Origin of the sequence: Neisseria flavescens, from assembly GCF_005221285.1 — a bacterium.
In the GTDB taxonomy this organism is placed as follows: Bacteria; Pseudomonadota; Gammaproteobacteria; order Burkholderiales; family Neisseriaceae; genus Neisseria; species Neisseria flavescens.
Window position 1 is genome coordinate 1,799,902 of sequence record NZ_CP039886.1, and the last position, 23,842, is coordinate 1,823,743.

The 23,842-nt window shown below is 44.6% G+C and carries 25 protein-coding genes; 6 read left to right on the forward strand and 19 right to left on the reverse strand.

Annotated elements, in window-relative coordinates; genetic code table 11:
* Positions 1–138: 138 nt before the first annotated feature.
* The 12 genes from FAH67_RS09235 to FAH67_RS09290 form a co-directional block, all read right to left on the reverse strand.
* Positions 139–1,095: an IS110 family RNA-guided transposase gene (locus tag FAH67_RS09235; RefSeq protein ID WP_112890673.1), complete on the reverse strand. Its 957-nt coding sequence runs from the start codon at positions 1,093–1,095 to the stop codon at positions 139–141.
* Positions 1,096–1,394: 299 nt separating this feature from the next.
* Positions 1,395–2,576, reverse strand: coding sequence for a zonular occludens toxin domain-containing protein (locus tag FAH67_RS09240; protein ID WP_112890672.1), 1,182 nt, complete (start codon positions 2,574–2,576; stop codon positions 1,395–1,397).
* Positions 2,577–2,580: 4 nt separating this feature from the next.
* Positions 2,581–2,871 carry a DUF2523 domain-containing protein gene (locus FAH67_RS09245; RefSeq protein ID WP_003681097.1) on the reverse strand — a complete coding sequence of 97 codons (291 nt, stop codon included), beginning with the start codon at positions 2,869–2,871 and terminating at the stop codon, positions 2,581–2,583.
* 1 nt (position 2,872) lies between these two features.
* Entirely contained in the window at positions 2,873–4,408 is a 1,536-nt protein-coding gene (locus tag FAH67_RS09250; RefSeq protein WP_244284774.1) for an IgG-binding virulence factor TspB family protein, read from the reverse strand.
* Complete coding sequence (locus FAH67_RS09255) at positions 4,335–4,649, reverse strand: DUF1132 family protein (RefSeq protein WP_004464485.1); 315 nt, start codon at positions 4,647–4,649, stop codon at positions 4,335–4,337. The genes FAH67_RS09250 and FAH67_RS09255 overlap by 74 nt, the downstream gene beginning before the upstream one ends.
* A gap of 51 nt (positions 4,650–4,700) precedes the next feature.
* Positions 4,701–4,937, reverse strand: a complete 237-nt coding sequence (locus FAH67_RS09260; RefSeq protein WP_004464486.1) for a hypothetical protein — start codon at positions 4,935–4,937, stop codon at positions 4,701–4,703.
* Positions 4,938–5,010: 73 nt separating this feature from the next.
* The gene (locus FAH67_RS09265; protein ID WP_004464496.1) at positions 5,011–5,286 is read right to left on the reverse strand and encodes a hypothetical protein; all 276 of its coding nucleotides are present in this window, start codon (positions 5,284–5,286) and stop codon (positions 5,011–5,013) included.
* 12 nt (positions 5,287–5,298) lie between these two features.
* Positions 5,299–5,517, reverse strand: a complete 219-nt coding sequence (locus FAH67_RS09270; RefSeq protein ID WP_004464497.1) for a major capsid protein — start codon at positions 5,515–5,517, stop codon at positions 5,299–5,301.
* A 79-nt stretch (positions 5,518–5,596) separates the two neighbouring features.
* Complete coding sequence (locus FAH67_RS09275) at positions 5,597–5,794, reverse strand: hypothetical protein (protein ID WP_004464498.1); 198 nt, start codon at positions 5,792–5,794, stop codon at positions 5,597–5,599.
* A gap of 3 nt (positions 5,795–5,797) precedes the next feature.
* The gene (locus FAH67_RS09280) at positions 5,798–6,094 is read right to left on the reverse strand and encodes a hypothetical protein (protein ID WP_004464499.1); all 297 of its coding nucleotides are present in this window, start codon (positions 6,092–6,094) and stop codon (positions 5,798–5,800) included.
* A gap of 53 nt (positions 6,095–6,147) precedes the next feature.
* Complete coding sequence (locus tag FAH67_RS09285; RefSeq protein WP_244284775.1) at positions 6,148–7,473, reverse strand: replication initiation factor domain-containing protein; 1,326 nt, start codon at positions 7,471–7,473, stop codon at positions 6,148–6,150.
* Complete coding sequence (locus tag FAH67_RS09290; RefSeq protein WP_039863810.1) at positions 7,470–7,688, reverse strand: M14 family metallopeptidase; 219 nt, start codon at positions 7,686–7,688, stop codon at positions 7,470–7,472. The genes FAH67_RS09285 and FAH67_RS09290 overlap by 4 nt, the downstream gene beginning before the upstream one ends.
* Positions 7,689–7,969: 281 nt before the next feature.
* On the opposite strand from FAH67_RS09290, the gene FAH67_RS09295 reads away from it, so the two are divergent.
* Complete coding sequence (locus FAH67_RS09295; RefSeq protein WP_039864167.1) at positions 7,970–8,920, forward strand: DUF2167 domain-containing protein; 951 nt, start codon at positions 7,970–7,972, stop codon at positions 8,918–8,920.
* 55 nt (positions 8,921–8,975) lie between these two features.
* Here FAH67_RS09295 and gltX read toward each other — a convergent pair whose 3' ends face one another.
* Entirely contained in the window at positions 8,976–10,370 is a 1,395-nt protein-coding gene (gltX, locus tag FAH67_RS09300; RefSeq protein ID WP_003681171.1) for a glutamate--tRNA ligase, read from the reverse strand.
* A 149-nt stretch (positions 10,371–10,519) separates the two neighbouring features.
* Here gltX and FAH67_RS09305 point away from each other — a divergent pair, with 149 nt between their 5' ends.
* Positions 10,520–10,762, forward strand: a complete 243-nt coding sequence (locus FAH67_RS09305; protein WP_003681169.1) for a hypothetical protein — start codon at positions 10,520–10,522, stop codon at positions 10,760–10,762.
* A gap of 79 nt (positions 10,763–10,841) precedes the next feature.
* On the opposite strand, the gene FAH67_RS09310 is transcribed toward FAH67_RS09305, so the two are convergent.
* Complete coding sequence (locus tag FAH67_RS09310; protein WP_003681167.1) at positions 10,842–11,498, reverse strand: YdcF family protein; 657 nt, start codon at positions 11,496–11,498, stop codon at positions 10,842–10,844.
* 25 nt (positions 11,499–11,523) lie between these two features.
* Entirely contained in the window at positions 11,524–11,883 is a 360-nt protein-coding gene (gene arsC, locus FAH67_RS09315; RefSeq protein ID WP_003681166.1) for an arsenate reductase (glutaredoxin), read from the reverse strand.
* 169 nt (positions 11,884–12,052) lie between these two features.
* Here arsC and FAH67_RS09320 point away from each other — a divergent pair, with 169 nt between their 5' ends.
* A complete protein-coding gene (locus tag FAH67_RS09320; protein WP_003681164.1) occupies positions 12,053–12,535 on the forward strand; it encodes a TlpA disulfide reductase family protein in 483 nt (160 codons plus the stop codon).
* Between the two features lie 78 nt (positions 12,536–12,613).
* On the opposite strand, the gene FAH67_RS09325 is transcribed toward FAH67_RS09320, so the two are convergent.
* The 4 genes from FAH67_RS09325 to FAH67_RS09340 all read right to left on the reverse strand — a co-directional run bounded on the left by FAH67_RS09325 (position 12,614) and on the right by FAH67_RS09340 (position 20,457).
* Positions 12,614–15,634: a type I restriction endonuclease subunit R gene (locus tag FAH67_RS09325; protein WP_003681162.1), complete on the reverse strand. Its 3,021-nt coding sequence runs from the start codon at positions 15,632–15,634 to the stop codon at positions 12,614–12,616.
* A gap of 100 nt (positions 15,635–15,734) precedes the next feature.
* Positions 15,735–16,994, reverse strand: coding sequence for a restriction endonuclease subunit S (locus FAH67_RS09330; RefSeq protein ID WP_208648185.1), 1,260 nt, complete (start codon positions 16,992–16,994; stop codon positions 15,735–15,737).
* 84 nt (positions 16,995–17,078) lie between these two features.
* Complete coding sequence (locus FAH67_RS09335) at positions 17,079–18,083, reverse strand: virulence RhuM family protein (protein WP_003681158.1); 1,005 nt, start codon at positions 18,081–18,083, stop codon at positions 17,079–17,081.
* Positions 18,076–20,457 (reverse strand): type I restriction-modification system subunit M, encoded by a 2,382-nt coding sequence (locus tag FAH67_RS09340; protein WP_003681155.1) that lies wholly within the window; start codon positions 20,455–20,457, stop codon positions 18,076–18,078. The genes FAH67_RS09335 and FAH67_RS09340 overlap by 8 nt, the downstream gene beginning before the upstream one ends.
* 341 nt (positions 20,458–20,798) lie before the next feature.
* Between FAH67_RS09340 and ftsE the strand changes: the two genes are divergently transcribed.
* The 3 genes from ftsE to murA all read left to right on the forward strand — a co-directional run bounded on the left by ftsE (position 20,799) and on the right by murA (position 23,813).
* A complete protein-coding gene (ftsE, locus tag FAH67_RS09345) occupies positions 20,799–21,449 on the forward strand; it encodes a cell division ATP-binding protein FtsE (protein ID WP_003681151.1) in 651 nt (216 codons plus the stop codon).
* Positions 21,446–22,363, forward strand: coding sequence for a permease-like cell division protein FtsX (ftsX, locus tag FAH67_RS09350; protein ID WP_003681149.1), 918 nt, complete (start codon positions 21,446–21,448; stop codon positions 22,361–22,363). The genes ftsE and ftsX overlap by 4 nt, the downstream gene beginning before the upstream one ends.
* A gap of 196 nt (positions 22,364–22,559) precedes the next feature.
* Positions 22,560–23,813, forward strand: a complete 1,254-nt coding sequence (gene murA, locus FAH67_RS09355; protein ID WP_003681146.1) for a UDP-N-acetylglucosamine 1-carboxyvinyltransferase — start codon at positions 22,560–22,562, stop codon at positions 23,811–23,813.
* The last annotated feature ends 29 nt before the right edge of the window (positions 23,814–23,842 follow it).

Below are 23,842 nucleotides of genomic sequence, written 5' to 3' on the forward strand. Positions count from 1 at the left end.
ATGATATATTGACCTGTCAATTATTAAAATAAGTTAATTTCATATGTTTCTGTCTTTAATTGGTATTTAGTTATTGCATTTCCAACAGAAACGACAAAGAACGGCTGTTTTACAGCCGTTTTGTTTTGTATAAATTCGTTAAACCGTCTGATGTCGCGCTTTATCAAACGGCTTTTTAGTCTTGTGTATATAAAAGGCGATTTTCGCCAATTTCCGCATTAGTGCAACGATGATTATCATCTTAGGCTTTTTTGCCGCTTCCAAATTGCTTACAAGTTGAGGAAATGCATTCATGCGGTAGGCAACAAGGGCAGGCATAAACAAGGCGCGTTTTAATTGGCGGTGTCCGTATCGGCTCAATCGGCCTTTTTTATTGACACTTGTCCCTGATTGTTCAATTTTTGGACTTAGACCGGCAAAGGCTACAAATTTATTCGCTGTTTCAAAATTTTTATCTGTCAGGTGTCTTAGTAGTATCACTGCGGTTTCTTTTCCTATTGCCGGTATGGTTTGCAGGTTTTGATATTCGATATTTAGACTTTCTTTCTGCTTTATCATGCCTTCTATCCGCTTTGATGTCTGATCTATTTTTTCTTCAAGCAGTTCTATGATTGCTTCATGGGTTGATTTTATGTATATGTCTTTTGCGGTATGCAACCTGTTTTGTGTTTCTTTTTGCTGTTCTTTTAGTTGTTGCAGCAGATTAACCAGCTTATAGAGTATGGGATTTTCAGACGGCCTAAACGGTGTCAGTTTGTCTAAGTGTCGGTTTGCAAATTCGGCAATAAGTTTTGAATCTGCTTTGTCTGTTTTGGTATTGCTGAACTGACTTTTTGCGTATTCTTTGATTTTTAAGGGATTAATAACATAAACGGTATATAGTGCGCTCAAATATTCTGCCACCTGTTCGTAGTAAATGCCTGTTGCTTCCATGCTTATGGCAATTTTTCTAATTCGTTTTGTTTTTATCCAATTAATCAGATTCTCAAATCCTTGTATATTATTGGATATTTTTATATAGTCTTTGCTTCCTTTAGTTGTAATCAACGTTGCATCTATCGTGTCTTTCGACACGTCCAACCCTATTACATTCATTTTTCATTTTCCTTATCTATTCAGCCTAAAATGGCTATGATGATATTCAATCTTTAAGGTAATTGGACGGTTCGACATTTCTTTTCGTCAGTTTTTAACTTTGGCCGTTATACTGTCTAAACCGCCCAGGCTTTTGTTTTGCGCTTAAACAAAAACCTGTAAACCGCCTCAAATAAAACGATTTACAGGTTTCAATTTAATTTACCCAATTTCAAAAAGGCGGGAGTTCCCGCACCCCGTTGATATTTATTTAACCGTTGATTCCGCTTAGGCTACATCAACAATTAAATAAATATCTCTTAACTGCCGACCTTTGCACCGTTTTGGAATCCGGTTGTTTCTCCTGCTTCGACATAACCATCATACATCAGGTTTTTAGGGCTTTTACCGCCCATTGTAAGAACTTGTCCATTTTCAGGCGTGTAGGCTGTCTGCGGTGCCGTTTGTGACTGTTGTGCTGCCTGTTGTTGTTCGTCCTTATACGGATTGAAAGGCAAGCCATTTTTGACATAATCTTTGCACATTGCCTTAGTGATTTCTTTAAGCGGTGTTCCTTGAACGCTATAACAAGTACAGCCACTATTACCACCTTCAACGCAACCGGCGATGTATTCAAAGGTTTTAACTTGTCTTACATTGTCATAAATGGGCTTGCTTTCAGGTTTTTCGGCTAGAGTAGGTACAAAATCTTCAGGCTTAAGATTTGAATTTATATCTTGTGTACTTTTGAATTGGTCAGTTTCTGTAATTGCCTGCGGTTCACTTGCAGACGAATCAGAAACAGATTGAACTACTTCAGATTGGCCGCTACCTTGTTTATAAATCTGATAGACGTTGAAACCTTTCCAAGCCATGAAAGCAAATATACCTATCAAAGCCCAAACAGCAAGCGGAATGTTCTTTTTAAACTTCTGATGCTGGCTGGATGATTTGTAATACTTAAAGGCATCTTTAGGCGGTTTCCAACTAGCTGATTCAACACCGCTGACACCGGCGGGATTATCCAAACTTGTTACACATTTATACCAAGAATACTGCTTCATCCCCACGGCTTTTCGTTCAAGATGTGTATGTTTTGACACAAGATTACGCACAAATACATCAAGCTGACTTGGATGCTGTGTCATCAAAATAACTGTATGGCCGTGATGGCGGAGTTCAGTTAATTCTTGGATATAGGGCGGAACAGGACGACCGGCAGCGCGAACAGGATAGGTATAGTGTGCTTCATCTACAATCAAGACGGCGCCTTGCGGAATAATATCGCGCAACGGTGCAGACATGATTTCTTCTTCAGTGAGTTCATGGGCATTGAATTTGCGTTTATCCAAACCGTCAATATGGCAGAAATAGAGCGGGCGATCTACTTCAGTACCATCTTCTAGTTTCATTTTGAACAAACCGTCTTCATTGTTCAGAATCATGGACACGACGCGCGAAGTCTTGCCCGTACCCATGTTTCCTGTAAACAAATAAATCATAAGGCTACCTTGGCATAACAAAAGTTAATTTACTTAATGTATTCATTCCAATATAAAAACTGAATGCACCGAATAAATAACCGAGACCTTGGCCAAAACCACCGATTAAAAGTAAATTAAGAATATCAGACGACATGGAATTTATGGCATTTAGGGTGTAATCCTTAAATTTGTTTAGCGCAATCATATAGCCTGCATATGTCACAAACGTCATGCCAGTAGCAATAATTATTCTGACAATGAGCATTTTTAACAGGATTCCTAAAAGAGGAATCAATCCGGCGAGCAGCGGCATATTATCCCTTTCTCAAAGAGCCGAAAACGATAAAGGCAGACATAATAATGAATCCAAGTAGAACGGCAAAACGAACTTTTTCCATGAAAACGCAGAGCGGTTCATAACTTATTTGTACCGGTCTTCCCCAAATGTTGAAACTTTTGGGTTGAGGACAAACGCCATTTGGCGGCAAGAAATTGTCACTATCCCACGTTTTTTCATCAGTTACCTGTGGAATTTTAATATCATCAAACATACCTTTTTCAGGTTTGCCCATTTTGTCACAGGCTAAAATGTCTGGAAAAAAATCACAAAGTAAGCCTTTTGATTCTTCTTTCTTATCATCTTTTTTATCTTCTTTTCTTTTATCTTTATCAGATGGATCATCATCCGGATCAGGTTTATCATCTGGACGTTTATCAGGCTTATCATCGGGATTACCGTCAGGTTTTTTATCGGGCTTTCCATCGGGATTACTGTCGGGATTACCGTCAGGTTTAGATTTAGGTGCTTCTGGGCTACCTGGATCAAGATCAGGTCGTTGAGTTGTTGAAACATTTGCCGTTGTATTGCCGTTTGAATCTTGACCGAAAGTTATGGTAATTTGCACCGGCTTACCGTTTTCAGGGGTTACAGGGCCAATGGTTACGACTGTACCGGCAGGAACTTTGATATTTTCTTTATATTCAGGTTTGCCAGTTCCTTCAACAAAAGGGGTAGGATTTGAATCTATTGTATTTGTAGCAATTTCTAAAAACTTATCGGGAGTAAGTTCTTCGCTGTAATTTTTTATAAAACCATATGCAATTGATAAGGTTTGAATATGGCAACTAACCCCCCAGCCATTCCATCTACATTTTGGAGACGTTCTAGCATATTCATCCCCGAAATATTGATCCATTAAACCTTTATGAATTTTTTCATAGTCGGATTGAACTTGCATTGTTAGGAGGGTTTGAGCATCTTTTGCTGATTTTCCCCCCTTTGAAAGAGCAAGCATTACGGAAGAATCTACGCCAACACAGGAGTAATAACCGGGTTGACTCATAAATTTACCTAAACAAAGCGCATTATCATAAACTTTAAGATATGTATCGGCATTTGCAGAATAATGATAACCTGCTGATTCTAATGTAGGATTTACGAGTTGATAGGCATCATATGCATATGATGCAGCTCCAACGTATGGAGCAGCTTTTAAAGCAAGTTTTGCACCTGCTTTTACAAGGCGAAATGCGCCTGATAGTACGGCTTTTCGGGAGACTGAAGCTTCAAAAATTGTAGGTACGCCAGCACGCGTTGCACCAGTTGGAACATGTTCTATAGTTTGGCTTATAGTTGTTTTAAACCCATAATGACCTGTATCTGTCTTATACATAGTATTAGAATTTAAATTAACTTTAGACGAATCATATAATGGACGGACAGATCCATTAGATCCGGGAAATGGAGGACCAGCCTTCCATTCTGCATAAGAATTTTTAACTAAAAATGAAATCAAAATCAGAATTATCAGTCGAATCAGTTGATTTTGATTGAAATATAATTTTCCCATTTTTAAAAACTTTTCTAATTAAAAGCGAGGAATTATCAGAAAAAGAAATTTCCCAAATATCTTTTTTTATTTCACGATTCCAAAAATGAGAAAAATAAAAAATTAAATCTTCAGTATGATTATTTCTTGAGAACTCTACAAATTCCTGCTGTGCTATGTACGACATTGGGCAATTAAAATATTTTCCGCCTGCTTGATATTTAAAAAGTGCCAATTGGGCTTCTGTAATAAACGGTTTCATAATGCTAACTTTCGTAATGGTTGCTGAAAGTTAGATTATATCGCTTCTTCATTAAAACGAACCATAACCACTGTCTATCATGTCTTCAACCGTACTATCTTCAGGCATAAGACCGGCATCAATCAGGAAATTCAAATAATCCTGATGTTGGTCATAACCATCTGACCAAACCCTATCCATATACTCTTCATGCGTTTCATGATCAGAGTCAGGCTCCATAAAGTCACCGAAGCCATAATCTGCTCCACCATAACTAGCCCCTTGTTCATACTCAAAATCATCTTCCATATCACTACCTATTTAAAAATCATCGAGCCCAGCATGACCGGAACAAACACACCAAGATAAAAATAAAAATCCATCATTTGAGAACCCTTTTCAAAATGGATACGAAATACACAGCGGCCATCACGCCGAACAAGAGCCAGCCTGTTTCCAAACCGCTTTTCAGATTGTCACTTGGATCGCATTTGGGCAAATCGGCTTTAATCGTCTGTCCGTTCAGTTTCCATAATGTGCCGTTGTACTCAGGTTTGATGATTTTGCCGTCTTGTGTTATTTGAGGTACTACCAAGCTGAAATAGACGTTTTCAGCTTGGCTTTGCTCAAGACATTTATTCCCAACTTGGTAGTACATCTTAATTACCTTTTATCGCAACAAGCGTTTCACGATGGCAATCACGAACAGGGCAGCAAATACACCGACTACCAACCAACCGGCTTCAAGGCCGTCGGCTTTCGCTGATTCAATACCTGTTTTTGCGGCTTCGGGCAAAGCGGCATAGGCAGATGTGGATAAAGCCAGAGGAGCAGCGGCAACAACGGCCAGTTTTGCGCCGTATTTACGGCAAGTATTCATCAATTTCATGATGTTTTCCTTTAATGAGTTAAACAAAATTGAATAGGTGCTTTTGCTATTATTCAGACCGCACCTGTAGCCTGAATTTTTAAAATTCTGATAAAAAGCTGAAGACAATAAAGTTTTCACCGATTTCGGATAACGCGGTTTCTACCGCTTCGTTTCGGTCGTAGAAATAACCGGCTTCATTGACAAACGGTGTATGCCCCACATCACCCGTATCAAACGGATAAAGGAAGTCGCCCGTTTCCCGTGACTGAACAATGTAAACGCGGGTAATTGTCATGTTTTAGCCTTTGTTTGGTGATTTGGGCTGGAAGCCGAGAATTTTCAGTTTCTGGCTTTTGCCGTTGGTCACTAATTCAACCGTCAAAGAGGCTTCAAAAGGGAATGACAGACTTTTGAACTGTTCGAAATTCACGGAGCCGCCGTAGTCGTATTCGGTAGCCGAGCTTCCTAATGCGTTGCCTTGGCTGCTGTCCAGCGGTGTAGACACGATGACGCGGCAATAGTCAAAGGTTTTACCGTCGATTTGGCCGTTAAAGCGTTTAACGCCCATGATTTGGCCTTGAATTTGCATTTGCATGATGTGTTTCCTTATCCAATACACTGCACTTGAAGGCGTCAGCGTTTTGCCTTTTAAAATCTATATGCGTATCGGTCATACATCAGATTCAGATAATCTTGTTCGTGCTTGGCCTCAATGAGCTTCGTCATTTTGTTTTTTTGTTCAATGGCCATTTCAAGTAGAATTTGGGCAGATTCGTTAAGCCATAAACTGCCTTCGGGCTTATCGTGTATGGCCGGTGCGTGGTTTTCGGTACATGAATAAACTTCAAGGCTTAAGCGTTTAGGCAATAAGTCATGATCGGCTTCGAACATGGCTAAGATTTCCGAACGGTCTTTTTGCGGAAACATGGATTTCGCGGCATTGATGGCACGGCCGACTTGGTTTTTTGCTACTTCGATGCAGCGTTCAAAGGTCAATTCGAGATTCTTTTTCACTGCTTCGATGCGTTTGGCTTTCTCTTGGAATTGGGCGCATACAGGGTATGCACCGCCGAAGTATTCGCCCGGAACTGTCAATACTTCGAACGGAATCACAATATCCTTGGCTTTGAATTCGATTTCAAAACGCACCCACTGGCTTTCTTTATCGCCGAGCTGTTTACCTTTTTCGTAAACGCGAACATATTTGGACGATTCACGGGAGCCTACATAGTAGGTTTTGCCCTTGCCGTTGTTTGATTCCCAATCCGTGCCGACTGATTCGCCATCGGGCATCATATGATGATTGGTGAACTTACCGGCGAGCCGGTCAGCTTTGGCCTGTTCAGGCGTGTATTCGCCTTGAAAAAAATCTTTGGCAATGTCGATACGGGTAATTTTGGAACGGACAGCCTGTATGATGAAGTTATAAAGTCTTGATTCCCAACCGTCAGATGCTGCATTGCAACCCGTGGCTGTGACTTCAATCAGCATGGTATTGTTTTGCCCACCGAAATGGACGCGGCCATATTGGGCATTGTCTGTTCCCATCAACCAGCAGGAATCATAAAAACGACCGCCTGAATGCTTGGCTTTTTCGGTAATACCGAAACCAAAAATATCGGCCAAAACCATAGATGCGCGGACGATGTATTCATCATCGGCAACCAATGGATAACCGGCTAAGAGGGAAAAAGTATCTTCGTGGATTGAAAAACTAATTTGGTCAATAAAAGCGGAATTGGCTTTACCACGACGCAAAGGCACTTCAATCAGACGGCCTTTTGAATCAGTTAAAAAGGTAGTGTATTTTTCGAAAGTTTCGTGTTCGGTACTCAAAGCCGCTTCGGTTTCTGCTCCCCCCCTGTTAGATAAGGGGGGCGCCATCGGCGCGCGTGAATCCGCCTTTGGCGTGTCGCTTGCGCTGCCACCGCCAAAGGCGGCTATACGCGCTTTTGTGTTCAGTTCCTTTTTCATTGGAGATGCTCCTTATTCATGATTCCACTTACATATAAACGGCCATATTCATCGGCGGCGTTTTTTGCATGAAAAAGATGATCTGGAGAAGAAATAGGGATGTTGATTGTTTTAAGACATTGTGTGCGGTCTTCATCATCTTTGAAGATGCGCACAATAAAAGATTTTGGGAATGTTGGAGGTTCTGGATTGACTGTGTAGAAGACGATGCACATAAAAAAGCCCCTTTGTTAAAGGGGCTTTTTTATGTTAAAAATGCCCCTGTGATAGGGCGCAATATATAAGGCCGTCTGAAAAATTTTCAGACGGCCTTTTTGAATTTCACAACGATTGCTCTATCTCTCGTCAAAAAGCTTTCCTGTATTTTTTAAATTACAGTCATATTTAAATATGTAAATATGATTTATTTATTGTAAAATTTACCCTTTAGTCATGCTGGAGCATATGGTGTTGCGGCTGTCTGCATCTTTTTTAATTCTTCTTCCATGAGAACCCTATAATGAAAAGCAACCGTCTCGCCTATGCCGTTTTGGCAGCCCTACTATCTATCCAAACCCTGCCGGCTTCTGCAGCCAAAGCTGATACCGCTTCTGCCGTCGAGGCATCCGGGCAAGAAGTGCAACAAGCCTCAGACTCTATCGCAAACTACGTTGACGACCAGATCGTCCAAGGCCCGGCAACCGTTGATTTGGGCAATCAGGCCAAACTGAAACTGCCTGCAAAAATGGTCTTTGTGAAAAAAAATCGCGCCAACGCCATGATGAGGGAAGCAGGCAACGCCACAGATCCCAACCGCTACGGCCTGATTCTCCCCGAGTCGGAGAACGAGGACGGTGACACCAATTGGATAGTAGACCTGACCTTTACCGATTCCGGCTACATCAAAGACGATGATGCCAAAGAATGGGATGTTGAAGCCATGCTCGAGCAGCTGAAAGAAGCCACCGAGGAACAAAACAAAGAGCGAGCCTCCCGCAACATACCGGAAATAGAAACACGCGGCTGGGTAGAAAAACCGCAATATGATGCGGCTACCCATCGCCTGATTTGGTCGATTGACGTTTTGGAGAAAAACAAACCCGACCAAAATCCTGCCATCAACTACAACACTTACCAGCTTGGCCGCGAAGGTTTTATCCAATTGACCATGATTACCGATTTGAAAAGCATAGACCAATACAAGCCTATCGCGCGGGAATTATTGGGCAATATCGAATTCAACGAAGGCAAGCGTTACAGCGATTTCAATGCCGCGACCGACAAAGTGGCGGAATACGGACTGGCTGCCTTAGTCGGCGGATTGGCTGCGAAAAAACTGGGCTTGCTGGCGCTTGCCGGCGCATTGCTCGCCAAATTCGGCAAATTGATTGCTGTCGGTGTGATTGGGGCGGGCGCGTTGTTTAAAGGCTTATGGCGCAAAAAAGATAAAAACCAAAGCGAAGAATAAGTCCCTGAGAAACCAAAAAGGTCGTCTGAAATTTTCAGACGACCTTTTCAACGTTTTAAGAACGTATCCGTTTCAACACTTCTTCTTTGCCGATTAATGCCAATACGGCATCGACGCTTGGGGTTTTTGCCGTACCGCAAACAGCGAGGCGCAAAGGCATACCGAGTTTGCCCATTTTAATGCCTTCTTCGTCGCAGAAAGGTTTGAAAAGGTCGTGGATGGCTTCGGCATTCCAGTCTTCCAACCCTTCGAGGCGTTCGGCAAAGCGCAGCATACGGGCGGCGGCTTCATCGTCCCAGTGTTTCTGCACATCTGCTTCGGCCGGCGTTTGTTTGACGTAGAAGTAGAGGCACTCGTCGGCAAGCGTGTTCAGGTCTTGGGCGCGGTCTTTGACCAGTGCCAACACGTCTTCCAAAGCAGGCTTGCTTGTTTCATGGATATCGCGCAGGGCAAGGCGCGGTTTCACCATTTCGGCCAGTTTTTCGTTGGCGGTGATTTTGATGTGTTCGCCGTTAATCCAGTAGAGTTTTTTCAAGTCCATACGGCTTGGAGACGGGGAAACGTCTTTCAAATCAAACCATTCGATGAATTGTTCCATCGTGAAGAACTCGTCGTCGCCGTGCGCCCAGCCCAAACGCGCCAGATAGTTGAGCATGGCTTCAGGCAGGATGCCCATTGCGCCGAAATCGGTGATGGCAACGGTATCGCCGCTGCGTTTGGAGATTTTTTTGCCTTGTTCGTTGAGAATCATCGGCAGGTGGCCGTATTCGGGTAGGTTTGCACCGATGGCTTTTAAGATGTTGATTTGTTTCGGGGTGTTGTTCACATGGTCGTCGCCGCGGATAACGTGGGTAACGCCCATGTCGTAGTCATCCACGACAACGCAGAAGTTGTAAGTCGGCGTACCGTCGGCGCGGGCGATAATCAGGTCGTCGAGTGCTTCGTTGGGAATGGAAATTTCGCCTTTGACCAAGTCCGTCCATTTGGTCACGCCGTCCAAAGGCGTTTTGAAGCGGACAACAGGTTGCACGTCGGCAGGAATTTCGGGCAGGGTTTTTCCTTCTTCCGGACGCCAGCGGCGGTCGTAAGTCGCCGTGCCTTCTTTTTCGGCTTTCTCGCGCATGGCTTCCAACTCTTCTTTACTGCAATAGCAGTAGTAGGCATGACCTTTTTCCAAGAGTTCGGCAATGACTTCTTTGTAGCGGTCGAAACGGCGGGTTTGGTAAACGACGTTGTCGGCGTTGTCGTAGTTCAGGCCGACCCATTTCATGCCGTCGAGAATGATGTTGACGGATTCGGCAGTAGAGCGCGCCAAGTCGGTGTCTTCGATGCGCAATAAGAATTCGCCTTTATGATGGCGGGCAAACGCCCATGAGAACAGGGCGGTGCGTACGCCGCCGATGTGCAGGTAGCCGGTTGGGCTGGGGGCGAAACGGGTTTTGACGGTCATGATGGCTCCAAAATCTTTTAAAACGGTTATTTTACTTTTTCGGCGTGGTTTAAACAATGAACAAAAGGCCGTCTGAATATGTATGCTATACCAATAAGACTTTATTATATATAATTATTATTCTTTTTATTTAATATATTGGGCATAATATGACTGAACAAAACCAAATCGGCCATCAGCAGGCTCCTGTTGTAAGCGTCAAAGAATGGTTGCTAACAAACTTGATTTTGATGATTCCGCTAGTCAATATAGTTATGATGCTTGTATGGGCATTCAGCTCAAACACCAATCCGAATAAAGCCAATTATTTCAAGGCTACCTTGATTCTGTTTGTCATCTATCTGGTACTGGCTGCAGCTGTAGTCATTTTTGGCATTGTAGCTGCAAATTAATATCAATAAGTAAGCATACATTTAGGCTGTCTGAAACCTAAAAGGATTCAGACGGCTTTTTACATGGATTACCGAAGGCTCAACCCCCTATCCAATTCCAAACGGCATCGCTCCATTTGCCGATACGGTAGAGAAACAATGAATAGCTCTCCTGCATCAGAAACTTGGCTTTCTTGCTGCGCTCGTCAAAGCGCGTGGTCGGAGTGGCGGAGAACTGCGCGTCTGACAAGCCCAAATCGGCGGCCATTTCTTCGGCACGCGCCAAATGATACGGGTCGCTGACAACGATAATGCTGCCGACTCCGTTGGCGTGCATGATGGGGACGATATTGAGCATGTTTTCGTAAGTGTTGCGCGACGTGTTTTCAAACAGGATATTGTGCGCCGGTATGCCCTGCTTGAGCGCGTATCGGCGCCCCACTTCGGCTTCGGTCATAAATCCTTTTTTGGGCGTACCGCCGGTGAAAATGATTTTGCCGACCCGATGGCTTTGGTAGAGCGTGATGGCGTGGTTGATACGCTCACGGAATACCGGCGACGGGCGTTTGTCCCACGCCGCCGCACCCAACACCACCGCCGCATCGGCATGAGCGTCCTTCGGCAAGGTTTGCAAACCTGTCCGGTAAATCTGCCATGTGCCGGTCAAAAAAATACCGCACACCAGCAAAACGCTCAAAGCAAGGCCGCGAAACAGGTAATATCGCAGGCCATTGCGGCTTTTAAGCAGGGAAATCATCTTCAGACGGCCTTATCCAACCCCGTCAGCCGAGTAGGGCGGCAATGTTTTCCAACGGACGGCCGATGGCTGCGCGCGTAGGCGTTACCAAAACGGGACGCTCGAGCAGGGCAGGGTGTTCGGCGATTGCCTGAAGCAGGGCGGCATTGTCCAAATCGGGATTGTCCAAACCCAATTCTTTGTACAAATCGTCTTTCGTGCGCATCATGCCGCGCACCGATTCGATACCGAGTTTGGCAAACATATCCTGCAAAGTCGCCAAATCAGGCGCGGTATCCAGATATTTGACCACGTCGGCGGCAATACCTTTTTCTTCGAGCAAAGCCAGCGCGGCACGCGATTTGCTGCAACGCGGGTTGTGATAAAGTGTGAATTCAGACGGCATGAAAGTCTCCGTATTATTGCAAAATCATTCAATGATGGCGGTTATTATCGTCTGCAACTGATTTTTACTCAAACTTTTTACCTGATATCTTGATATGAATCGGTAGGCATACCCACCAAACCGTTTTACAATAAACACAATTTCGATTGGCAACCTCAAGGATACAACCATGAAAGCCTTAACCGCCCTTCTCTTGTCCGCTGCCGTTTTTACCGCTGTGCCGGCCTTTGCCGCCGACGAAACGGCAGGTTGGCAGGACAACAAACCGCAAAGCTTGGAATCGCTCAAAGCCCCCGTGCGCGTGGTCAACCTTTGGGCAACCTGGTGCGGCCCCTGCCGTAAAGAAATGCCCGCCATGTCCGCATGGTACAAAGCTCAGAAAAAAGGCAGCGTCGATATGGTCGGCATCGCGCTGGATACGACCGACAACATCGGCAAGTTCCTGAAACAAACGCCGGTCAGCTACCCGATTTGGCGTTACACCGGCGCCAACAGCCGCAACTTCATGAAAGCCCACGGCAACAACGTCGGCGTATTGCCCTTCACAGTCGTTGAAGCGCCGAAATGCGGCTACAAACAAACCATCACCGGCGAAGTCAACGAAAAAAGCCTGACTGCCGCCGTGAATTTGGCCAAAACCAAATGTAAATAAAACAGCGGATAGGGTGCTTAACCTACGCTGCTTATACAGAGGCCGTCTGAAACCCAACCGTTCAGACGGCCTTTATTTCTACCTAGCCAAAGCCCGTTGCAAACTCTGCGTCCAAGCGGTTCTAAATGCGGCATCTTTGGCAAAAAGTTTGTATAGCTCTAGTTCATCCCGATGGCGTTCGCTCATCACATCGCGCAAAATGGCTTGGAAAGCCAATTCACGGGTATGAACATCCGGGTTATTTTGATATTTCTGCTCAAAGTCTTTATGGTTACGGATGCGCTCGGTAATATTGATAAATTTTACCCGTTGCTCATCCGGCGTTGCGCTCCAATCTTGAAACCATCTTTCGTTAAATACACGAATAATTTCATCAATCGGATCTTTTTCTTTATCTTCACCATGCGTACCACGTGGATTTGGATTTTGTGGGTCAAGCTCTGTTTCTTCATCATCTAATTTAATGCTGTAATTCAGTTTAGTACGCGCCAAGCCGTAAGAGCTTAAATCCACAGCATCTAAAATTTCATCAAATTCATCCATCGGGTCTTGTACTTTTAATTTCGGCACTAAGAATTTGAGGAACCAATAGAGCTTCTCCCAAGCGATATTTTCAAAATTGATGATGGAGGCCATTTGCCCATAAATTTTTAAAAACTGTTTTGCCTTGATTTTAAAATCGACTTTTTGGGTTGGCTCAAGCGCCAACTCATGGTCGAAACGTTGAACCGCCACATCAATCATACTGCTTAATTGTTGTGCGTCTTTATTGGCAAAATAGCCGTCAGTAAAATCGTTGACCTCCGCTTGTTCATACACGCCTGTTTCATCCAACCGGTCTTTCAAATCATGCAAGACATTGACATCGGTTGCTTGCGACAACGACGTAGAAGTATAAAACGGCTCAAATGCTTGCTGAATATCTTCAACGCTGTTAAAAAAGTCTAATACAAACAAATCTTCCGTGCGTTTACCCAACTTATTCGCACTGCGATTTAAACGAGATAAAGCTTGCACACAAAGTACGCCGGAGAGTTTCTTATCCACATACATCGCACACAATTTCGGCTGGTCAAAACCGGTCAGATATTTATTGGCGACCACCAGCAAACGATATTCATCTTGATCGAAATACTCTTTGGTTTCACTTTCTGCAAACCCATTCATTTCCGCTTCAGTGTATTCAACGCCATCAACCACTTTACTGCCTGAAAACGCAATGGCGATTTTAAATGGATTGCCCCGCTCAGCCAGCAAGCGTTTTAACGCCTGAAAATAGCGGATGGCGGTTTCAATATTTTGTGTTACCACCATTCCCTTGGCTTTGCCTTTGAGTTTTTTACGGTTAAAGATTTGCCGGATAAAATGATCCAGCATGATTTCCGCCTTGGTATCAATCGTTTGTTGAGAGCGCTCCACATAGGCTTTCAGACGGCTTTGAGCCTTCTTACTGTCAAACTCCGGATTATCTTCAATCGATTTAGTGATCTCATAAAAACTTTTATAAGTGGTGTAATTCGCGATCACATCCAAAATAAAGCCTTCTTCAATCGCCTGTTTCATGGAATAAAGGTGGAACGGCTTAAATTTACCATCCGCCTGTTTCTCACCGAATTTTTCCAAAGTGCTGTTTTTTGGTGTGGCGGTGAAAGCAAAATACGACGCATTGCCGCGCATTTTGCGGGATTGCATGGCTTGTAAAATCAAATCTTGCACATCTTCGGCATCAAGGTCTTCCGTTTTGCCGATGGCTCGGTTCATGTTGTCGTGTGCCGAACCGGATTGTGAGCTGTGCGCCTCATCAATAATCACCGCAAATTGTTTGTCGCCTAAATCAGCAATGCCATCCACAATAAACGGGAATTTCTGAATTGTGGTAATAATGATTTTTTTGCCCTGCTCAAGGGATTGGCGCAATTCTGCCGAACTCAACGCCGGCGCAACAATGTTTTTCACTTCTGAAAAATCTTTGATATTGTCGCGCAGCTGCTTATCCAGCAAACGGCGGTCGGTTACGACAATCACCGAATCAAAAATCGGGCGGTCTGCTTCTCTACCGTTTGCCGCCTTTTCATTGCGCGGATAAGCCTCAATCAACTGATACGCCAACCAAGTAATGGAATTAGATTTGCCCGAGCCGGCAGAATGCTGAATCAGATAGCGTTTACCCACGCCTTGTTCACTGACATCAGCAATCAAACGGCGCACTACCTCTAATTGATGATAGCGGGGGAAAAAGAGCGAGCGTTTCTCCAGCGGATCTTTGGTTGAACCATCTAAACGCATAAAATGCTGAATAATGTTGGCAAGACTGGCTTTGCTGAACACCTCTTGCCATAAATACGACGTGCGGTGTCCGTTTGGATTCGGCGGATTGCCTTTACCGCAGTTATTGCCCAAATTAAACGGTAAGAAAAACGTAGCAGGCCCCGCCAATTTGGTGGTCATGTAAGCTTCTTCCGTATCTAAGGCAAAATGCGCCAAACAACGCCCGAAATGAAACAGCGTTTGGCTTAAATCACGGTTGCGATATTGTTTTTGGGCATCAATGGCCGTCTGACCCGTCCAATGGTTTTTCAGCTCAAGAGTAATAATCGGCAAGCCATTGACAAACAGCACCATATCCACCGTTTCATTGCTTGAGGCAGAATAAGGCACTTGGCGCATACAGCTAAACAGATTCTGTTCAAAACGCTGCTTGACCTTTTCGCCGCTGCTGGCAAGCGGAACGGGGTAGAGCAAATCAAAATGGGCGCTATCAATATCCAAGCCTTTTTTCAGCAGGTGCAACACGCCGTTTTTCTTTATTTGGCGGTCTAACCGCTCTAGAATTTTACGTTGCCAATCGTTTGGGTTGAGCTGTTGAAAACGGGAGAGTTCGGCCTCTTGGCTGGTTTGCAGGAATTGCCAAAACAGACGCGTGTCAATGGCAAATTGCGCATCAAAATCCTGTGAAAATGCCAGCTCAAAACCATGATGGCGCGGTAGGTATTCCGCCTTCGGCTCGCCTAGCTTATTTCCCATGTTTTCACGCCAAGTGCCGGTTAAGGCTTTTTCGATGGCAATTTCCAAATCTTTTTCCTTAGTTCCTGAAACCATTTTTCACCCTTTTGTGAATTTTTAAAATTTATTCATTACGCCCAAGTTGCACTGCCAATATTCAAAATCCATCGGATTTTTTGACCGCACTTTTCACACCCTATACTCGCACCTTGCCGGTCACCACATCGTTAATCAACACACTTTTATATTCTTTCAGTTTTTCGATATGGGCTGTTTTTAATGCGATTGCTTGATCAATTTTGGCTACTTGTTTATCGAGGTAAATAGCAATTTTTTGTTGTTCCTTTAAATCTGGTAACGGAAGATAAAAATTTTTGATTGCTTGAAAATTTAGTCCCTCTCGCCCACCGCCTTGTTGAAAGAACCAGATTTGTTTTTGTCCAACCTCTGAAGCTAATAGCATATTCAAAAAGATTGTATTAATTTTTTTATTTGGACGAATAATACAAACATGTTGGTTCACATTCATTTCTTCATTTGAATCCACATAAAAACAACGTCCTAAAGATCCCCCCGTAATATTTAAAAGAACATCTCCTTTACGCACCTTACTATTTTTCATTGAATTATGTGTAAATTCAGAAATTCTTGCTACATCATTTAAATCAATACGATCAAAGTGTATATTTTGACTGCGTAATAATGGTATGCCACCATCAATATAATTTGAACCACCTCCTAAAGGGGTAATTCCACTACCTATTTTAGAAGTAACATGTTTGATTTTCTTTACGCTCCAATGCTCCGGCACTTGCCCTATCCATTCCACACCGGAATCTTTTAACGGCACATCAGGGTTTAAGCCTCGGGTTACGGCATTTTGAATCAGAATCTGCTTGTGCTCTTTCAACAGGGCAATCTGCTTTTCCGCCAAATCCACCGCCTGATCGATTTTAGCGGTTTTATCGTCTAGGAATTGCGCGATTTTTTGTTGTTCGGAGAGAGGAATATCAATAATAGGTAACCGTTTAAAGTCTAAAAAACTTAAATTCTGTCTAAGTCCAGAACCAAATTTATAAAGCACTTTAGTAATGTCTAAAGTATGAAGATAATAATGTAAAAATTTAGCGGAATGATTATTTATAACCTTTAAATTCAGATAAGCACTCGTAATAATACCTTTATCTTTTGCTAACCCTGTTCGTAAACTGGTTTGATCGTTTTGCAAATCAGTACAACGAATAATAATATCGTTTGGTTCTACAATCTGATAGGTTTCAAATGATTCAGGAACAAGGCCAACTAATTTTTCCTCAGGTTTTATGATTATTTGACCATAACTCAATGAAAGAACAGTTTTTTCTTTCATCCCTTTATTATCACGTTTATTTTCTCTGAATACATTCATTCCTATAGTTAATTCCCACTGACTCGGTATTTTCCCCAGCCATTCCACGCCCGAATCTTTGTAACTCTCGTATCGTCTCATTTGCAAAAAATCCTTAAAATCTGACCGCTTGTATAGGGTGCATAGCTTTAACTACCGTTTATCTTTTAACTGTTTGATTTCTTTTTGACAATTTTCTAATATTTTTAAATCTTCGTTATCTGCTTGGCGTTGTTTTTCTTGTTTTCGTGCTTGGTCAAATAATGCGTATTGTTCATAGGTAAAGGCTTCCATTTGTTTTTGGGTTCGCTTGCCATTGCCTTGTAAAACGGGAAATCCGTTAAATTCGATCAAATTATCTACGTTGTTTCGCCAGAATGACAAAGTTAAATCTTGATTATTTTTAACCCGCAACTCTGCGCTTTCTAAGAAAATCATGACTAATCGGTTCAGGGAATCTAACTCATCATTTGATAAATAATTTTTAGCAATCACAATATCGCCTTTGCGTACAATTGTGCCTTTCCATGTGGTTAAGCCCATATTGGGTAAGGTAGCGTCGGCACGTTTGCAAATTAATTCGGCTGCGGTTTGTTTGGTGATGGCGTAAATCAATTTATTTTGCGTCTCAGCGAAAAACATTTGGGTATTTTTATCTGTTTTATCGTAATCGCTTGATAGACTAAATAATTCTCGCACTTTTTGATAAAAACGCATTTCACTGGCACGAATCTCACGGATTTGTTCCAGTAATTCATCAAAATAATCTAAACGACCTTGAGGATTTTTTAATCGTTCTTTATCAACTAAAAAACCTTTTTCTAAATAATTGCGAAGTTGTGTATTCGCCCAACGTCGAAATTGTACGCCGCGCGGACTGCGAACTCTAAATCCTACGGCTAAAATCATGTCAAGCGAGTAATGTTTCACTTGATATTCTTTGCCGTCTTGGGCAGTTATTAAATAATCCTTAATAACTGAATTTTCATCTAACTCTTTGTCTTTTAATATGTTTTTTATATGAGTGGTTATATTTGGTACAGAGGTGTCAAAAAGTTCTGCCAACTGATTTTGTGTAAGCCACGCTTCGTTTTCCATCACTAATAACGCAACATTGGCTTTGCCGTCATCAGTGTTATAAATAATTAAATCACTCATCGATTTCCCCTAAAATCTCACTAATCAAGCCGTCAGCCTGTTTTTCTAACGCCAAAATATCTTGGGCCACTTCTGCAAGGCTGCGCAATGGTTTGTGGCGGTAAAAATATTTATTAAAGCTGATTTCATAGCCGATTTTCACACTTTCCATATTCAGCCATGCTTCGCTGATGTGCGGCTGCACTTCGGCTTTGAAATAATCGTGGATATTTTGTTTAAGCGGTATGGATTCGCTGTCGCGCAAGTCGCTGCTTGTTTCGTATTGGAGATATTCGCCTGCTTTGCCGGTGGCGTAATAGCCAAAGTCTGCCAGCTCGTCGGCTTGGCATTGGTAGCGTTGGCAAAGGGCGTCTAATTCGTTTGGTTTGAGCTTAAGCGTTTTGGCAATGACTTTGGCGGCACTTTCGTTGTACCAGCTTACGGCATTGAAAATGGCCTTTTTCTCTGTGGCAGAGAGGGAGATTTTTTCGGCTTTCAGACGGCCTTCCACGGCTTGTTTGAATTGGTTGAAATCGTCAAATTGGGTTGAGCCGAAATGTTCGAGTAAGGTTGAGGCCGTCTGAAAAAGTGCAGCGGCTTTTTCCCACGTTTTGACATCCAACAGCTTAGCCTTATTTTTATTGTTTAAGGCAATGCCCTGCGCTTCACACCAAGCGCTGATTTCTGGCTCTGTTTTGGCTAAATATTCGGCGTTGTAAATTTGTTCGCCATGTTGCTGATAAAGATATTGCATCGGCTCAAACAGGGCTTTGTCAAAACGTAAAGACGCAATATTTTGGGCGGTAAATTGTGCAGAACGACGATCCGGGCGTTCGATGGTGACTTTGTAATAGCCGAAATCTTGATTGTCAAAAATCTGCGAAGCTAAGCCGACCGCTTCATTTTGTCCGTCGGTTTCGCGTGCTTTAGCGCTGAAATCAAGATAGTTTTGGGTAATTTCGGCAATATGTTCCGGCGCAAATTCGCAGTTTTTTTCGCCTAGTTTTTTACGCAGCTTACGGAATAAGAGGCTGGCATCAATCAGCTGTACTTTGCCTTTGCGCGCTTCGGGTTTGTTGTTGGACAGCAGCCAAATGTAGGTGGTAATGTCTGTATTGTAGAATAGCTTGTTGGGCAGCTGTACGATGGCCTCCAGCAAATCGTTCTCAATGATATGGCGACGGATATTGCTCTCCCCCGAACCTGCATCGCCGGTAAAAAGGCTTGAGCCGTTGTGCACGGAGGCCACTCGGCTGCCGATTTTGTTGTCATTCGGCGATTTCATTTTGCTGACCATTTCCATTAGGAATAATAGCTGTCCATCACTAGCACTCGGGGTGGCATTAAGAGTTTCTTCATTGCCCCAGTAGTCAGGCAGGGAGACTTTGAAGCGGCTGTCGATAACCTCTTTGCCATCTTTAATATATGCTTGGTCATTGCTCCAGTTTTTGCCGTATGGCGGATTGGAAAGCATGAAGTCAAAGTGTTCGCCTTGGAAGCTGTCGGTGGCAAGGGTGGAGCCGACTTTGATGTTTTCGGGATTATCGCCTTTAATCATCATGTCGGATTTGCAGATGGCGTAAGTTTCGTCGTTGATTTCTTTACCGAATAAGAAAATTGAGCGCTCAACTTGCGATTCTGGCAGCGGATATTTTTGTTCAATAAAGTTTTGTGATTCGGTCAGCATACCGCCGCTGCCGCAAGCCGGGTCGTAAATCGTAATAGCCGCCGGGATTTGGTTTTTGAGCGGATCAAAGACCAAATGCGTCATCAACTCAATCACTTCGCGTGGCGTAAAGTGTTCGCCGGCTTCTTCGTTGTTTTCTTCGTTAAATTTACGGATCAGTTCTTCAAATACATAGCCCATGCCCAGATTGCTCAAGGCGGGCAATTTGTTGCCATCCGGGTCTTGTTGCTCTTTAGGGGTAAGATTGATGTAAGGGGAGACAAATTTTTCCAACACACTCAGCAAAACATTTTTATGGGACATATGGCGGATTTGTTCACGCAGCTTGAAGCAGTTGATAATTTCCTGCACGTTGGCACTAAAACCATCAAGATATTCTTCAAAATTAGCCAGCATATACTGCGGCGTATTGCTGGCGGTTTGATAGAGGGATTTTAATGTCCATTTTGAGGTGTTATAAAAAACATGGCCGGTAATTTTTTTAAGGGGAAGGTCATCCAATTCGGTAAAGGCCAATTCTTCTTTTTGAAAGCGTACTTCTTCCAATACCGCTTCTTTGCTTGGCTCAAGTAAGGTATCCAAACGGCGAAGCACAAACATCGGCAAGATCACATCACGATATTTACCGCGCACATAGACATCGCGCAGACAATCGTCTGCAATGCTCCAGATAAAAGAAACCAGCTTGTTATGAACTGAATGATCCATATTTATTCCCACTTAATATTACGAAATTATTCTGGGTATTGTTGCCTATTTTGAATAAGGATTCAATTAGAAACATTGCTTATCTTTGTTTGTATTTCTACTTTTTGGGGAATACGCCGATAAACTCAAAAGGCCGTCTGAAACCCAACCGTTCAGACGGCCTTTTTTCAAACCATATTGCTTTGTGTTGCAAACCGGCAGTGTATCCACAGGCAGAACCGGGGTTTCACTATCAAAAAGCAGCCGAAATATTTATAATCTGTGAATATCCCTATTTTTCAGACGGCATGTTGCCCTATCGATGACGCCGGCCGTCTGAATCCCTATTTTCAGGAAAACCCATGATCCGTTTCGAACAAGTTTCCAAAACCTATCCCGGCGGTTTCGAAGCCCTGAAAAATGTCAGTTTCCAGATTAACAAAGGTGAGATGATTTTTATTGCCGGCCATTCGGGTTCGGGCAAATCCACCATTTTGAAGCTGATTTCAGGCATTACCAAGCCCACCAAAGGCAAGGTTTGGTTCAACAATCAAGACCTCGGCACCTTGAGCGACAATCAGATCGGCTTTATGCGCCAACATATCGGCATTGTCTTCCAAGACCACAAAATCCTCTACGACCGCAATGTCTTGCAAAACGTTATCCTGCCTTTGCGGATTAGTGGCTACCAGCCGCGCAAAGCTGAAGAGCGCGCGCGTATTGCGATTGAGAAAGTCGGCTTGAAAGGCCGAGAAAACGATATGCCCATCACTTTGTCCGGCGGCGAACAACAACGTTTGTGCATCGCGCGCGCAGTGGTTCACCAACCCAGCCTGCTGATTGCCGACGAGCCGTCCGCCAGCCTCGACCGCGCCTATGCGCTGGATATTATGGAATTGTTCAAAACCTTCCATGAAGCAGGCACGACTGTGATCGTTGCGGCGCACGATGAAACGCTGATGGCGGATTACGGCCACCGCGTCTTGCGCCTGCAGAAAGGACGTCTCGCATGAGTATGATTCATTACATCTCGTTACACGTCGAATCGGCACGCGCCGCGCTCAAAGAGCTTTTGCGCCAACCCATCGGCACGCTGCTGACCCTGCTCATGCTTGCCGTTGCCATGACCTTGCCGCTGTTTATGTATTTGGGTATCCAAAGCGGACAAAGCGTATTGGGCAAACTCAACGAGTCGCCGCAGATTACGGTTTATATGGACACCGATGCGGCAGGTTCTGATGCCGATACGGTGAAAAACCTGCTCCAACGCGACAGCCGTATCGATAAAGTCCGCTTTATCAGCAAGCAGGAAGGTTTGGAAGAATTGCAGACCAATCTCGACCAAAACCTCGTTTCCATGCTCGATGGCAACCCGTTGCCCGACGTCTTTATCGTTACACCCGACCCTGCCACTTCTCCGGATCAGATGCAGGCCATCTATAAAGACATTACCAAACTGCCGCGCGTCGAATCGGCAACTATGGATACCGAATGGGTACAAACCCTTTATCGTATTAACGAATTTATCCGCAAGATTTTGTGGTTCCTCTCACTGACTTTGGGCATGGCCTTTGTCTTGGTGGCACACAACACCATCCGCCTGCAAATCCTCAGCCGCAAGGAAGAGTTGGAAATCACCAAGCTGTTGGGTGCGCCCGCTTCCTTCATCCGCCGGCCTTTCCTTTATCAGGCAATGTGGCAGAGTATTTTCTCCGCCGCCGTCAGCCTGGGGTTGTCGGCTTGGCTGCTGGCCGAAGTACGGCCGCTGGTGGACGCGATTTTCAAACCCTACGGCCTGAACATCGGCTGGCGTTTCTTCACATTTAGCGAAGTGTCGCTGGTATTCGGCTTCGTCATCGCGCTGGGCATATTCGGCGCATGGCTGGCCACCACGCAACACCTCTTAGGCTTCAAAGCCAAAAAATAAGCCTTGGCAAACAGGCCGTCTGAACCATTCAGACGGCCTGAAATCTTATCCTTTCGCAACTTAAACAAACCTTGTGAAAATTTAATACTGCCAAATCTAACAGCAAGGGCATAATCCCTTATAATTGATGGTTTATTATCCATCTCATTTCATTTGTACGGCATAAACCGTGCAGACAAATAACGAAAGACATCCTGTGGACAAACTCAAAATCTCTGCCAACGGCCCCCTCAACGGCGAAATCATCGTATCCGGCGCAAAAAACGCCGCCCTGCCGCTGATGTGTGCCGGTCTGCTGACTTCCGGCACTTTACGCTTGAAAAACGTACCCATGCTCGCCGACGTCAAAACCACCCAAAAACTGCTGCAAGGCATGGGCGCACGCGTTTTGACCGACAACATCTCCGAATTTGAAATCAACGGCGGCACCGTCAACAACACCTGCGCACCTTACGAGCTGGTAAAAACCATGCGCGCGTCCATCTTGGTTTTGGGCCCGACCCTCGCCCGCTTCGGCGAAGCCCAAGTCAGCCTGCCCGGCGGTTGCGCCATCGGTTCGCGTCCGGTTGACCAACACCTCAAAGGCCTCGAAACCATGGGTGCGGAAATCACCATCGAACACGGTTACGTCAAAGCCAAAGGCCGTCTGAAAGGCACGCGCGTCACCATGGACGTCGTAACCGTCGGCGGTACCGAAAACCTGCTGATGGCGGCCACGCTCGCCGAAGGCACCACCATCCTCGAAAACTGCGCCATCGAGCCCGAAGTCGTCGATTTGGCCGAATGCCTCGTTAAAATGGGCGCAAAAATCAGCGGCATCGGTACAGCAACCATGACCATCGAAGGCGTAAAAGAGCTGCACGGCTGCGAACACAGCGTCGTTCCCGACCGTATCGAAGCCGGCACCTTCCTCTGCGCCGTCGCCATGACCGGCGGCAAAGTCGTCCTGCGCAATGCCGCCCCAAAAACCATGGAAGTCGTATTGGACAAACTGACCGAAGCCGGCGCCATCATCGAAGCTGGCGACAACTGGATTTCCATCGACATGCAACAACGCCCCAAAGCCGTGGACATCCGTACCGTCGTCCACCCGGGCTTCCCAACCGACATGCAGGCGCAGTTTATGGCCATGAACGCCATTGCTGAAGGCAGCAGCCGCGTGGTGGAAACCATTTTTGAAAACCGCTTCATGCACGTTCCCGAACTCAACCGCATGGGCGCAGACATCACCACCGAAGGCAACACCGCCTACATCAAAGGCGTGGAAAAACTCTCCGGTGCCGTCGTGATGGCAACCGACCTGCGCGCCTCCGCCAGCCTCGTTATGGCAGGTTTGGTCGCAGAAGGCGAAACCATCGTCGAACGCATCTACCACCTTAACCGCGGCTATGAATACATCGAGAAAAAACTCGGCGGCGTAGGCGCAAAAATCGAACGCGTACGCGGTTAATCCCATACGCAGCCGATAAATAAAAGGCC